11 protein-coding genes are annotated in these 13,484 nt (G+C 67.3%); 5 read left to right on the forward strand and 6 right to left on the reverse strand.

Going from position 1 to position 13,484, the window contains the following annotated elements; genetic code table 11:
• Positions 1 to 7 precede the first annotated feature (7 nt).
• From ACFVJ3_RS18415 to ACFVJ3_RS18430, 4 genes are read right to left on the reverse strand one after another with little or no spacing between them, the layout of a single operon-like run.
• Positions 8 to 691: a phosphonatase-like hydrolase gene (locus tag ACFVJ3_RS18415; RefSeq protein WP_378453378.1), complete on the reverse strand. Its 684-nt coding sequence runs from the start codon at positions 689 to 691 to the stop codon at positions 8 to 10.
• Positions 692 to 735: 44 nt separating this feature from the next.
• Positions 736 to 2,442 (reverse strand): cobalt chelatase, encoded by a 1,707-nt coding sequence (locus ACFVJ3_RS18420; RefSeq protein ID WP_378453379.1) that lies wholly within the window; start codon positions 2,440 to 2,442, stop codon positions 736 to 738.
• 10 nt (positions 2,443 to 2,452) lie between these two features.
• Positions 2,453 to 3,421 carry an AAA family ATPase gene (locus ACFVJ3_RS18425; protein ID WP_378453380.1) on the reverse strand — a complete coding sequence of 323 codons (969 nt, stop codon included), beginning with the start codon at positions 3,419 to 3,421 and terminating at the stop codon, positions 2,453 to 2,455.
• Positions 3,422 to 3,431: 10 nt separating this feature from the next.
• Positions 3,432 to 4,265 (reverse strand): IclR family transcriptional regulator, encoded by an 834-nt coding sequence (locus ACFVJ3_RS18430; protein ID WP_378453381.1) that lies wholly within the window; start codon positions 4,263 to 4,265, stop codon positions 3,432 to 3,434.
• 199 nt (positions 4,266 to 4,464) lie between these two features.
• Between ACFVJ3_RS18430 and xsc the strand changes: the two genes are divergently transcribed.
• Positions 4,465 to 6,273 (forward strand): sulfoacetaldehyde acetyltransferase, encoded by a 1,809-nt coding sequence (xsc, locus tag ACFVJ3_RS18435; RefSeq protein WP_378453382.1) that lies wholly within the window; start codon positions 4,465 to 4,467, stop codon positions 6,271 to 6,273.
• Between the two features lie 162 nt (positions 6,274 to 6,435).
• Complete coding sequence (locus tag ACFVJ3_RS18440; RefSeq protein ID WP_378453383.1) at positions 6,436 to 7,191, forward strand: TSUP family transporter; 756 nt, start codon at positions 6,436 to 6,438, stop codon at positions 7,189 to 7,191.
• On the opposite strand, the gene ACFVJ3_RS18445 is transcribed toward ACFVJ3_RS18440, so the two are convergent.
• Positions 7,141 to 8,367 (reverse strand): PucR family transcriptional regulator, encoded by a 1,227-nt coding sequence (locus tag ACFVJ3_RS18445; protein ID WP_378453384.1) that lies wholly within the window; start codon positions 8,365 to 8,367, stop codon positions 7,141 to 7,143. The two genes, ACFVJ3_RS18440 and ACFVJ3_RS18445, sit on opposite strands and share 51 nt — an antisense overlap.
• Before the next feature lie 179 nt (positions 8,368 to 8,546).
• Here ACFVJ3_RS18445 and ACFVJ3_RS18450 point away from each other — a divergent pair, with 179 nt between their 5' ends.
• From ACFVJ3_RS18450 to ACFVJ3_RS18460, 3 genes are read left to right on the forward strand one after another with little or no spacing between them, the layout of a single operon-like run.
• Positions 8,547 to 8,804, forward strand: coding sequence for a DUF3311 domain-containing protein (locus tag ACFVJ3_RS18450; protein ID WP_378453385.1), 258 nt, complete (start codon positions 8,547 to 8,549; stop codon positions 8,802 to 8,804).
• Positions 8,801 to 10,297 carry a sodium:solute symporter gene (locus tag ACFVJ3_RS18455; protein WP_378453386.1) on the forward strand — a complete coding sequence of 499 codons (1,497 nt, stop codon included), beginning with the start codon at positions 8,801 to 8,803 and terminating at the stop codon, positions 10,295 to 10,297. The genes ACFVJ3_RS18450 and ACFVJ3_RS18455 overlap by 4 nt, the downstream gene beginning before the upstream one ends.
• Complete coding sequence (locus ACFVJ3_RS18460; RefSeq protein ID WP_378453387.1) at positions 10,297 to 11,901, forward strand: amidohydrolase; 1,605 nt, start codon at positions 10,297 to 10,299, stop codon at positions 11,899 to 11,901. Before ACFVJ3_RS18455 ends, ACFVJ3_RS18460 begins: the two co-directional genes overlap by 1 nt.
• A gap of 73 nt (positions 11,902 to 11,974) precedes the next feature.
• Here the strand turns inward: ACFVJ3_RS18460 and ACFVJ3_RS18465 are convergent, their stop codons facing one another.
• Positions 11,975 to 13,438, reverse strand: a complete 1,464-nt coding sequence (locus tag ACFVJ3_RS18465; RefSeq protein WP_182624174.1) for a PLP-dependent aminotransferase family protein — start codon at positions 13,436 to 13,438, stop codon at positions 11,975 to 11,977.
• Between the last annotated feature and the right edge of the window lie 46 nt (positions 13,439 to 13,484).

Here is a 13,484-nt window from a genome sequence, read left to right on the forward strand (position 1 = left end):
TCGTCGTTCAGCCCAGCAGTTCGGGGATCTTCGCCGCGCTCTCCAGGATGTGCGTGTGGGGCTCCGGACGCAGCGTCGCCGCGTCGTGTGCGCCGGTCAGGACACCCACCACGTACCGCGCCCCGGCGTTCGTCCCGGCCCGGAGATCGTTCGGGGTGTCACCACCCACCAGCACCTCGTCGACGCTCTGCACCCCGGCGAGCTCCATGGCGCGGAAGATGAGATAGGGCGACGGCCTGCTCATCCGCACCTGATCGCTCGTGATCACACCGTCGATGTCCCGCCCGATCTCCCACCCGACCTGCTCGAGCAGCGGTTCCGCGATCTCGCGTGAATAGCCGGTCTGGAGAACGATCTTGATGCCGCGCTGCCGCAACGCGCCGAAGGCGTCGTGAACCCCGGGCAGTGCGGTGGGCGGTGTCTTCCGGTACGCGTCCAGAAGCATTGCGGTGAAATCGGATTCGACGGCGTTCAGAACATTCTTCTCGGCCGGCACCCCGCTCTCCCGTAGCAGTCCCTCGATGGCCTGGCGTTTGCCCGTGCCCTTCCACCGGTCGAACCGATCGTCCGGAATCGGCTCGCCGAGGTGCTTCTCGACGGTGTCGCGCAACGCGACGTACACGGCACCGCCTTCGTCGACGCTCGTTCCGGCAATGTCCAAGGTGACCAGGGAAACCCCGTGTGCGGCCATGGGTGTGACTCCTTCACTGTTACGCCACTGGCAAGTGATGGCTGTCAGTGGGCGATCATCGACAGCACGTCGGCAATGACGTCGCTGTTGGTACCGTGCGACAGATCGAGCGTCCGGCAGCGGTCGTAGTACGGGCTCAGATCCAGCCCGACTCCCAGTCCGTACACCTCGACGGCCCGCTCGCCCTCGTGTCGCTCGACCACGTCCTGCAGGTGGTGGTCCAGGTAGAACTCGTCGTTGGCCAGTGCGGTGGCGCCGTCCAGTGGGCTTCCGTCCGAGATCACGAACAGGAGCCTGCGGCCCTGGGGGTCCCGCATCCGGGAGCACGCCCAGTTGACCGCCTCACCGTCGACGCCCTCTTTGAACAGGTCGTTCTTCAGCAGCCCGGCGATCGCGGGGCGGGCTCGGCGCCAGGAGGTCTCGGCGTCCTTGAACACCAGCTGCCGGACCTCGTTGAGGCGTCCCGGGCTGCGCGGACGGCCGGACCGGAGCCAGTCTCGGCGGGCTCGTCCCCCGTTCCATGCGGCGGTCGTGAAACCGAGGATCTCGCACCGGGCGTCGGCCAGTTCGAGTGCCCGGGCGAACACGTCGACCAGGACCGCAACCGGTTCACCGAACTCCTTCATCGAACCGGAGCAGTCGATGAGGAAGGTCACGGTCGTGTCGGTGTGCGGCTCGGTGCGTTCGGCCCGGAAGAGTCTGCGCTCGGTGGGCGAGGTGACCAGCTGGGCGAGCCGGCGACCGTCGAGGTACCCCTCTTCCCGGCCGCCTTCCCATCCGTCGGGGACCGGTTCCGCGAGCAGCGCCTTCAGTTGCCGTCCGAGTTTCCGGACGTCGAGGCGCTGCGTGTCGATAATGAGGTCGAGTCGCCGGCGGTAGTCCTGGAGCAACGCGGGCCGGACGAGGGACGCGATCTGCCGGGTCTCGTCGTAGGCGCGGGTGAACACGCGGTATCCGTCTCCGCCCTCCCCCAGCGCGCGACTGCGTCCCGACACCGCGGTCGGAACCGTCTCGTCGTCGTCGGGGTCGAAGTCGAACAGGAGGGAGAACGCCGCCCGGCCGTCGCTCCGGTCGTCGGCCGACGCGTCCGGATCGGCGGGTGACTCCAGGCGGCGGCCGATCAGCCCGGCGACTGCCTGTGCGTGGACCCCGAAGTCGGTTTGCGAGAGACGGGTTCGCCGCAGCCACGGGAGGTGGTCGCCGAGGACGGAGGCGAGAGCGAACCGGGTCGATTCGATCAGGTCCTCGGTGGCCTCGGGTATCGGCTCGGCGGTGATCCGGGCCCGGCACATCTGCGTCACGGTGAACAGCAGCATCCCGTGCACGGTCTCGGTCAGCCCGGACGCCACGTAGTCCTGTGACCACTGCGTGAAGCGGTGGGAGAGGTTGGCTCGCACGCCGCCCCACGCGTCGGCGGCCAGCGACTCGACGCGGACCTGTTCCAGGATCTCGAAGATCAGCCGACCCGCCGTGTCCTCCGGGCACAGGCTGCGATGCAGGACGGGGTCGGTGTGGAGGAGGCGCGACGCCATGCCGTCCGCCGCGCCGCGGAAGGACGCGAAGTCGGCGCTTTCGAACGACGGGTGCAGGTGCGGGGCGGGCATCGGCACGCGCCGATGTCCGCGATGGAGTTCCGGTCCGCGAAAGTGCAACTCACCCTGGCCAGCGAGGGCGCGGATCGTGCTCGCACAGAGTTCGTGCACCTCCTGCTGACGGCGGACCGACGCGGGGCGCACAGGCAGTTCTGTCATGACTGCCCGCTCAGGCCGTGCTCGTCGCGAGCATCGCCGACCGCTCCAGTTCCGAGGCGAAGCACCGCTGGAAGTACTCGGCGACGACGGGCCGCTCGGCCTCGTCGCACTTGTTGACGAACGACAACCGGAATGCCAGCGCCGGGTCGTGGAAGATCTCGATGTTCTCGGCCCAGGTGATCACCGTGCGCGGCGACATCAGCGTCGACAGGTCACCGACCCGAAAACCACTCCGGGTCAGGTTGGCCACGGCGACCATCGACCCGATGAGATCCCGGCTCAGCGACGGCACCCGCGCGGACACGATCTCGACTTCCTGTTCCGCGGGGAGGTGATCGAGCGTCGCCACGATGTTCCAGCGATCGATCTGCGCGTGATTGAGCCGCTGCACACCGTGATACAACCCGTTGAGATTGCCCAGGCCGACGGTGTTGGCGGTGGCGAACAACCGGAAGGCCGGATGCGGAGTCAGGACCCGGTTCTGATCGAGCAGGGTGAGTTTCCCGTCGCGTTCGAGGAGACGCTGGATGACGAACATGACATCGGGGCGGCCGGCGTCGTATTCGTCGAGGATGAGGGCGACGGGTCGCTGCAGTGCCCAGGGCAGGATGCCTTCCTGGAATTCGGTGACCTGCTTGCCGTCTCGCAGCACCACCGCGTCCCGGCCTATCAGGTCCAGCCGGCTGAGATGTCCGTCGAGGTTGACCCGCACACACGGCCAGTTGAGCCGCGCCGCGACCTGTTCGATGTGCGTGGACTTGCCGGTGCCGTGCAGACCCTGCACCATCACCCGGCGGTTGCGGCCGAACCCGGCGAGCAGGGCCGTGGTCACCGCGTGATCGAACCGGTACGCGGGGTCGACGTCGGGGACGTGGTCGACGGGTTCGCGGAAGGCGCGCACCGTCAGGTTGGTGTCGAGTCCGAACAGCACGCGTGCGGACACCACGTGGCTGGGTGTCGCAGTGGTCATTTCGGGCATGCGCCCTCCTTCAGTTCATGTCTGACGAACCGTCGTCCGTGACCTCGTTCTCGATCTCACCGATGGCGTCGGCTGCCCGCCGGAGTGCAGGCAGAAGCTTGAGCGCCTTGTCGGGGGTGAGTCGCATGACCGGGGCCTGGACTGCGATGCATAGATTGGAATTGCCTGTGGCGCAAGGGACGAGCACCGCAGCGCACACGAGGCCGGGGAGGAACTCTTCGTCATCGATGGCGTAGCCGTCGCGGCGTACCTGCTTGAGTTCGGTCTCGATCAGCTCGACATCGGTGACCGTCTTGTTGGTGTACCTCTCGAGCGGCATCCGCCCGAGAAGTCGCCGGCGCTGGGCGGGGCTGAGCTGCGACAGGATCATCTTGCCGCTGGCCGAGCAGTGCGCGGGCACCCGCGAACCAGCATGGAGTGTAAAGCGAAGGGGCTCGGAGGTTTCCACCCGGTCGAGATACACCACTTCGCTACCCGACAGGGTGGTCACGTTGCAGCTCTCGCCGAGTTCCGCGACGAGGTTCCGGAGGATGGCGTGCCGCGCGCCGTGGTGGGTGTCGTTGAGCAGCAGATTCTCGGCGAAGCGTCGCAGGCGCACGCCGGTGCCGTAATGCCTGCCGTTGTTCTGCCGGGTGAGGAGTCCGGCGCCCTCGAGTTGCTGGAGCATGCGGTGCAGGGTCGGCTTGGCCATGCCCGTCTCCTCGACGAGCCCCTGCAACGTGAACAGCTGGTCCTTGGACGCGACCATCTCGAGCAGTGCGAACAGGCGGAGCGTCGGTGTGTCTCCGGGTAGCTCCGTTGTCGGGTGTCCGTTCGACTCGTCGATCCGGTGAATCTCACCCACGGTTCCTCCTTGGCCGAAACGGCGACGCATTCGCATCGTGTATCGAAAAATCATACATCTCGTTCCAGTTTTAGGAACATTCATTGACGAAGTGTGTGACGTGGCCTACTGTCACTGCAGATCACAAAATCACGAACGAAACGTTCCGATTTTTGACATTCTCTGCCGGTTCCGGCGCTTCCCTGAAGGAGGATCACACATGAGCAAGAAGAAGAACGGTGCCGATCGCACCGCTGTCTCCGGTGTACAGAAGATGACACCGTCGGAGGCGTTCGTCGAGACGATGGTCGCCAACGGCGTCACCGACATGTTCGGCATCATGGGATCCGCCTTCATGGATGCGATGGACATCTTCGCTCCCGCCGGGATTCGACTCGTCCCAGTCGTGCACGAGCAGGGCGCGGGGCACATGGCCGACGGATATGCCCGGGTCAGCGGGCGGCACGGCATGGTGATCGGGCAGAACGGTCCGGGTATCAGCAACTGTGTCACCGCGATCGCCGCCGCGTTCTGGGCGCACAGCCCCGTCGTCATCGTCACTCCCGAGGCCGGCACCATGGGAACGGGCCTGGGCGGCTTCCAGGAAGCCAACCAGCTGCCGATGTTCCAGGAATTCACGAAGTACCAGGGGCACGTCAACAACCCGAAGCGCATGGCCGAGTTCACGGGCCGCTGCTTCGACCGCGCGATGTCCGAAATGGGCCCGACGCAGCTCAACATTCCGCGCGACTTCTTCTACGGCGAGATCGAGACGGAGATCCCGCAGCCCACCCGCCTCGACCGCGGTCCCGGTGGCGAGACGAGCCTGAACGAGGCGGCCGAACTGCTGGCACAGGCCGAGTTCCCGGTGATCGTTTCCGGCGGCGGCGTGGTGATGGCCGACGGTGTCGACGAGTGCAAGGCACTCGCCGAGCGTCTCGGCGCCCCCGTCGTCAACAGCTACCTGCACAACGACTCGTTCCCCGCCAGCCACCCGCTGTGGACCGGACCGCTCGGCTACCAGGGTTCCAAGGCCGCGATGAAGCTGATCAGCAAGGCGGACGTGGTGCTCGCCCTCGGCACCCGCCTGGGCCCCTTCGGGACGCTCCCGCAGCACGGAATGGACTACTGGCCGAAGAATGCCAAGATCATCCAGATCGACGCGGACCACAAGATGCTCGGTCTGGTCAAGAAGATCTCCGTCGGGATCTGCGGCGACGCGAAGGCCGCTGCTGTCGCGCTCACCGAGCGGCTCGAGGGCAAGGCCCTCGTCTGCGACGCCAACCGTGCGGCACGCGGCGAGACGATCGACGCCGAGAAGGCCGCGTGGGAGAAGGAACTCGACGAATGGACGCACGAGCGCGATCCGTTCAGCCTCGACATGATCGCCGAACAGGAAGGCGAGGACGGCAACTGGCTGCACCCGCGTCAGGTGCTGCGGGAGCTGGAGAAGGCGATGCCGGAGGACGTGATGGTGTCCACCGATATCGGCAACATCAACTCCGTCGCCAACAGCTACCTGCGGTTCGAGAAGCCACGCAGCTTCCTCGCCCCGATGAGCTTCGGTAACTGCGGTTACGCACTGCCGACCGTCATCGGCGCGAAGGCGGCGGCACCGGAACGCCCCGCCATCGCGTACGCGGGCGACGGTGCCTGGGGGATGAGCCTGGGCGAGGTCATGACGGCTGTCCGGCACGACATCCCGGTCACCGCCGTCGTGTTCCACAACCGGCAGTGGGGTGCGGAGAAGAAGAACCAGGTCGACTTCTACAACCGCCGCTTCGTCGCCGGTGAGCTCGAAAGCGAGTCCTTCGCCGGGATCGCACAGGCGATGGGCGCCGAGGGCATCGTCGTGGACAAGCTCGAAGAGGTCGGTCCCGCACTGCAGCGCGCGGTCGCCGCACAGATGAACGAGGGCAAGACGACGGTCATCGAGATCATGTGCACCCGCGAACTCGGCGACCCCTTCCGCCGCGACGCGCTGGCGAAGCCGGTTCGGCTGCTCGACAAGTACAAGGACTACGTGTAGTCCGCTCCCTGCGAGCACGTGGCCCCCGGCGCACACGCCGGGGGCCACGTCCCGTGCGTTCCTGGTACCGACGATTCGACGTCGTCTGGACCTGTCGCTTCGCCGCCGCGACCCCCACACTTCTGACGGAGACAACGGCGAACGGAAGCGGTGCAACAAGGTATGGCGGCAACGGTGTGGGATCTGTCGTTGCCTGCCCTTCTCTTCGCGCTCGGCGTCGTGGTGGCCGGCGGTGTCGTCCGCGGTTTCGGTGGGTTCGGTGGCGCGATGGTGTGGGTCGCGGGACTCGTCGTCCTGCTCCCGCCGACGTCGGTGATCCCCGCCGTGTTCGTCCTCGAGGTCGTCGCGAGTGCCGCGATGCTGCCCCAGGTGTGGCGGCAGGTGCACTGGAAGTCGTTGCGCTGGTTGTTCGCCGGAACCCTGATCGGAATGCCGCTGGGGATGTGGGCGCTCACGCAACTGTCCGGCGACCTGGTGCGCGTGCTGCTGGGCGTCGCGATCATCGGGTCCGCCGTCGCCATGGCCGCCGTCCCCGACCGGCAGTCGCTGCCCGGCCCCGGGGTGACGACTGTGACGGGAGTGGCGTCCGGTCTCCTCAACGGCGGCTTCGCCCTCGGTGGCCCGCCCGCCGTCCTGATGTATTTCTCCGCGTCCTCCCACGTGGCGGCCGGGCGCGCCTCGCTCGTCGTGTTCTTCCTCGTCATCGACGCGTTCGGCGCCGCGGGGTCGGCTGCCGGTGGTCTCCTCACGGTGCCCGTCCTCGCGCAGATCGCCCTGTTCACGCCGCTCTGTATGTTCGGCGCCGCCGCGGGGAAATGGCTGTTCGACCGCACCACCGCCCAGCAGGTCCGTCAACGCGTGCTGTGGCTACTCGGCTTCCTCGGCGCCGCCGTTCTCGTGCAGGTGGCGTTGCGCTGACCGCGTTTCCCGGGAACTCGAATAGCCCGAATCGCGCTGGAACAGTGAGAGACTCGACACCGACCGTTGCAGGCCGTCGAGAGTCCGGGGATCCCAGCCGGTCAGCTGTTGCCAGCGGTCGAGCCGGTAGGTGATCGAGTTCGCATGCAGGTGGATGTCCCGCCCGGCCGCGCTGATGGAGAACTCGTTGCGGGCGAATGCCAATACCGCCTCGACGAGGTGCGGATGGTCCGCGGCGACGGTGGCACCCGGCTCCAGCAGCGTGGCGAGCTCGTCGCGATGGTCTGCCAGGGTGGCGGCAACCCATTCGTCGGCGAAACGGACCACCTCGCCGGTAGGCGAAGCCAGATGCAGGACCCGACGCGCGTCCATGATGCTCATCGCGGCGCCGGCCAGCCCGGGGCGGCCCAATCCGACTCCGACCGTGGTGCCCGGGTGACCGAGCCGAACCTCGCGGATGATGTCGTCGACCGGTGCGCGCTGGCTCAGGGCGATGATGACGGTGCCGTGCCCGCTGCATTGAGTGGTGCCGGGGATCGTGTCGAGGGTGCGTTGCAGCCGTTCGAGCTGCGCTTCCGACCACTCCTCCGCGGCAACGCACACCGCTTGGAACTCGTGCTGCTGTGTGAAACCCAGCGCCTCTGCCAGCTCGCGCACATCACGGTGGTCGCCGTCGGCCGACCTCGCGAGGGCCTCGAAGAACCGGTATCGCACCCCCGCGCGGATGGCCTGTTCGCTTCGGGTCGCGTCGGTGTGCCCGACGGCGACCGCGCTGGTGGCGGTGTGGACGAGGTCCCACATCATGCCGCCTGCGCGCAGCAGGTCGGTTGTCGGCTCGGCGGCCGTGGCCACCATCGTGTTCCACAGTTCGCGGGACGCGATGTGGTACGTCTCGATGACGTCGGACAGTGGCAATCCCTGCATGGCCCGGCGCCGGCCGAGCTGACGCGAACGCTCGAGGACGTCGTCGGCGAGAGGTTCGCTGTCCGCGAGGGCGCGCAACGTCGCCGCGAGTTGCCGACTGATGTATCCGCGCTGCTCGTCGATCGGTACGGCGGCGTACGACTGCAACTCGGCGCGAATCTGACCCACCGCCCGGTCGGTTACCGACTCGATCTCCTCCGAGACCTGCCGGCACAACCGCTGGATCGTGTCTTCACCCACGGACTCGGGCACCCTCTCCCTCGTTTTCCACACTCCCGTGAAATTCACGAACCGGCTCGGCGTTTTCCGGGATTCGCCCATGGCCCGAGGGGAGTGATTCAGACCACACTAGTGCCAGAGTGCACGTCGACCGGCACCGGACCCAATCCGCGACGCCGGTGGACGCAGTCGGAATAGGAGACAAAACAATCATGTCCAACGAGGCAAAAAGCGCCTTACTCGCGATAGGTGTCCCGTTCACCGGGGTTCTGGGCGGCATCGTCGCCCTGTCCGGATCCACGGCCACGGTCTTCGGAGTCCCCATCCTGTTCGCGTGGTTGTTCCTGTGGATGCCGCTCACCTCGCTGTGCCTCCACCTCGCCTGGAAGCTTTTCGACCGCAAGGACTTCGAAGCTGCCGAGCGCGCCGAATCGGCCGCTGCGAGCGCTCGGACGGGAGACCAGTCATGACCGCAGCCTTCTTCACCCTCGTGCTCGTCCTCGCCCTCGGGGCCGGCGTGCTGTCGCGGCGCGGCAGCAAGAAGGAGATCTCCGACTACCTGGTGGGCGGCCGGTCGTTCGGTCCGCTGCTGGTCTTCATCCTGGGAGCGGGCGAGGCGTACAGCATCGGCACCCTGATCGGGTTCCCCGGCGGCGTGTACGCGCACGGGGCGAGCTACGGCGTCTGGTTCATCGGGTACATCCTGCTGGCCTACCCGATCGGATACTTCTTCGCGCCCTACCTCTGGCGCGCCGGTAAGAGATACGGCGCCATGACGTTGCCCGATGTGGCCGGACGCCACTTCCGGTCGCGTGGGCTGGAATTGACGATCGCCATCGCATCGGTCGTATTCCTCATCCCGTGGGGCCAGCTTCAGCTCGCCGGACTGCAGATCGCGCTGACCGGTCTGGGTATCTCCATCGACCCCACCGTCGCGGTATTCGCAGGCGCAGCCCTCGCGCTGCTGTTCCTCATGTTGTCCGGGGTGCGCGCCCCCGCATTCGTGTCCTACGTCAAGGACACCGCCCTGTTGCTCGGTGCCGTCCTGATCGGACTGGCGGCAGTGGTCGAGACAGGTGGTACCGAGAAGCTGTTCGCCGCCGCGGCAGCCAGTGGTGGCGGCGCGGCCTCACACTCCACGGTCACCGGGTCGTCACTGACCTTCGTACTGACGACGATCGTGTTCCAATCGGTCGGGTTCTTCATCTTCCCGATCATCGTGCAGGCCGTGCTCGCCGCGAAGTCCGAGGCGACGATCAAGCGGGTCGCCAAGTTCAATCCCCTGTACATGCTCATGTACCCGTTCCTCGTCGCCGCCGCCTTCGGGGCGATCACGCTGCTGCCCACCAAGCTCGAGGGCACGGAATCCGACCAGGTGCTCCTGCAGTTGTCGCGACAACTGCTGCCCGACTGGCTGACCGGCGTCGTCGCAGGCGGCGCGGCCCTCTGCGCGATCGTGGTGCTGTGCGGGGCGGCCCTCGGAATCGGCGCGATCGTGTCGCGCAACATCATTCCCGGGATCCCGGAATCCCGCCAACGGGTCTGGGTGCGCGGAGTCGTCGTGGCGTACCTCGGGATCTCGCTCCTGCTCACCCTCGCGACACCTCAGCTCCTGCTCACCCTGGTCAACACCGCGTACTACGGCGTCACCCAGGCCGCGGTGGTCTTCGCGACGATGGTCTTCGGATGGAAATTGCGGCCCGCTGCCCTCGCCATGGGCGTGGTCCTCGGCGACGTCGTGGTGCTGTGGCTGTATCTCGACAAGCACGGCCCAGTGTCGGTGTGGCTCGCCGAGCACGGAGTCAACCTCGGTGCGGCCGCCCTGGTCCTCAACATCCTCTTCGTGGTGTCGACGCGGGTGTTCTGGCCACCCACCGATCCCGTCCGTGGCCTTCGCGCCGACGGTCGAACGTCCGGCACTGTCGCGGGATCCGTGGCCGCACGCAGCGAAGTGGGTGCCTGATGTCCAGGACACTGCTCACCGCCGAGTCGATTCATACCCAGGACCCGTCGTCGCCGACCGTCGAAGCGCTGGTCATCGACGGAGCCGACGTGGTCGCCACCGGCACCAGGAAGGACATGGCCGACCGCGCCGGCAGCGGGGCCCGCCGCCTCGACCTGCCCGGCGCCACGGTGATCCCGGGACTGATCGAATCGCACATCCACCCCACCTACGCCGGCCTCACCGACGGCTGGGCGGACTGCCGGACACCACCGTGCCGGTCGATCGCCGACATCCAGCAGGCGTTGCGAGCCGCGGCCACCGGCAGCGGATGGATCAGGGGGTGGGGTTACGACGACACCCAGATCGCCGAGGGACGGCATCCGACCAGGACGGATCTCGACGCGGTCAGCACCGATCGTCCGGTCATCGTGCTGCATATCTGCGGGCACTTCGCCGTCGCCAACACCGCCGCACTCGCGGCCGCAGGCATCGACGAATCCACGGTGCCGGTGGACGACCCGCTGTTCCCCCGCGGGGCCGACGGTCGACTGACCGGGATGGCGTGGGAAATCGATGCGGTGGCGAGGCTCACCGCGGCGGTTCCCGCGCTGACCGAGCAGGAGGTCAACGGCGCCCTGCTTCGCAGCCTGCTGTCGGCGCGGTCGCGGGGCATCACCACCATCCACGATCTCGGGGTGGGTCTCTCGGCGGGCGAGCAGGAGCTGACCGCCTACCGCTCGCTGGACGCCTCGGGTGAGCTACCGGTGCACGTCGTCGGGTTCCTGCGCGGTGACATGGCGCTCGAGGCCCTCGACGACCGCGGAGTCACGTTCGAGCACGCTCCCGGGGCCGGCGCACGCTTCCGGCTGGCCGGCGCGAAGTTCTGGGCCGACGGGTCGATCCAGGGGCTGTCTGCCGCACTCCGCACGCCGTACGCGTGCGACCCCAGCCATCACGGCGACCTGCTCTACCCGCAACCGCAACTGGACGAGATGATCCTGCGGGTGCATCGTGCGGGTGGCCAGGTCGCCGTGCACGCCAACGGCGACGCGGCGGTCGGTGCCGCGATCACGTCGCTGAGGAGGGCGCAAGCCACCGACGGCCGGGTGGGACGGCACCGCATCGAGCACTGCCAGGTGAGCGCACCCAGCGACCTGGCCGCGATCCGGGAAGCCGAACTCGGGGTGAGTTTCTTCGTCAACCACGTCTTCTACTGGGGCGACCGCCACCGCGACCGGTTCCTCGGTCCCGAGCGCGCCGCCGAGATGGATCCCCTCGCCTGCGCCGACGACCTGGGTCTTCGATTCGGACTGCATTCGGACTGCCCGATCACCCCGATGGATCCGCTCGCGACCATCAGGACCGCGGTCACCAGGATGACGAGGGGCGGCACGGTGCTCGGTGGGAACCAGCGGATCGGAGTGGATCGCGCGATCCGGGCCATGACCATCGACAGCGCGTACCTGGTGCACGACGAGACCCGTGTCGGCACCCTGACGGCGGGCCGCCGTGCGGACCTGGTGGCGCTCGACGGCAGCCTCGCGGATCTCGCGGACGGCACCACCGAAATACCCCGTCCCGCAATGGTCATGATCGACGGAGAGTCGGCGGACTTGCGGTAGCCCAAACGTAAGTGCCTCAGCTGAAACGGAACTGGAACCCGTCCCCGCCGATCAGGTGAGGGCGGGTTCCGGGCTACCGGCGGAAACTCGCCTGGCACGCCTGGCCGAGGAGCGCGATGCCTTCTTCGATGGAACGCAGCGGGATCGCGCCGTAGCCGATACGGAAGTGGTTGCGGGGCGGGACCGGCTGCGTGAAGAAGATGTCGCCCCGCTCGATGAGGACGCCGCGCGCCTCCGCCTCGCGCACGAGCACCCGGCAGTCGAGGTTCTCCGGACCGGTCATCCACAAGCTGACGCCACCGGGCGGATACGGCTCCTGCGGCCACGGGAGGTACTTGTCGACGGCCGCACACAGCCGCTCCCATTTGTGTTTCATCTGGGTGCGGTGGTGGCGCAGCGCGCGGTGGTACTCCCCGCTGTCGATGAGCATGGCCAGGGCCCGTTGCTGGTGACCCGGTGGATGACGCAGCACGTATCGTCGGGCCTTCCGCAGTTCGCGCACCAGGTCCGCAGGTCCGACGAGGTAGCCCAGACGCAGACCCGGGGCCAGGAACTTCGAGAACGTGCCGAGATACACGGCGTCGCCGCTGGAATCGAGCGCCTTCAGCGCCGGGCTGGGACTGCCGTGATAGCGGAACTCGCTGTCGTAGTCGTCCTCCACGATCACGGTGCCGGACTCCGCGGCGAGCTGCAGCAGACGCTGACGACGGTCGATGCCGAGCGTCGCGTTGGTCGGATGGTGATGGCTCGGTGTCAGATACATCAGGTCCGTGCCGCGCAGAGTCTCCGGCGGGCGCAGGCCGCGATCGTCGACGTCGATGCCGTACACCTGGGCACCGGTGCGCAGGAAGATGTGTCGCGCATCGAGGTAGCCGGGGTTTTCGATGGCAACCCGATGTTCGGGTCCGAGCAGAACCCGTCCGACGAGGTCCAGCCCCTGCTGGGAACCGACCGTCACGAGAACCTCGTCCGCACTTGCCTCGATGCCGCGGGAGGGCAGCAGATGCTGGCGGATCATGTCGATCAGCATCGGGTCGTCCGCACCGACGCTGTCCTGGAGGCTCGCGTAGGCGTGGGGTTGATACAGCGCGTCGCGGAGACAGCGCACCCACGCGCGGGCGGGGAAGCTGCGGATGTCGATCTGCCCGGCCAGGAACGGGTACGGATAGCTGTGCCAGTCGACGTTCTTCTCGATGTGCGGAACGTCGGCGTCGGGGTAACGCCGGATACGGGACGACCAGTCGATGCGCGGAATGGTCGCGCGGGCGTCCGTTGCAAGCGTCTCGATCATGTCGGGATTCACGAACATGCCCGAGCGCTGGTGGCTTTGAACGAGTCCCTCGGCGATCAATTCCTGATACGCGAGGTTGATCGTGTTCCGTGAGATCGCGAGATCGACCGCGAGTTCACGCGAACTCGGAAGGCGGTGGCGTGGATCGAACAGTCCGTTGGCGATGCCGTGTTCGATCGCCCGTCGAACCTGGCGGTAGAGCGGTTCGGCGGAATTGCGGTCGACCTCGATCAGTGTTCTCGGCACGCATCGCCTCCTGTGGATCCAAGAGTGGCCAGATGTAGGCCGACCC

The sequence above is a fragment of the Rhodococcus sp. NPDC127593 genome (assembly GCF_042671975.1).
Lineage (GTDB): Bacteria > Actinomycetota > Actinomycetes > Mycobacteriales > Mycobacteriaceae > Rhodococcus_F.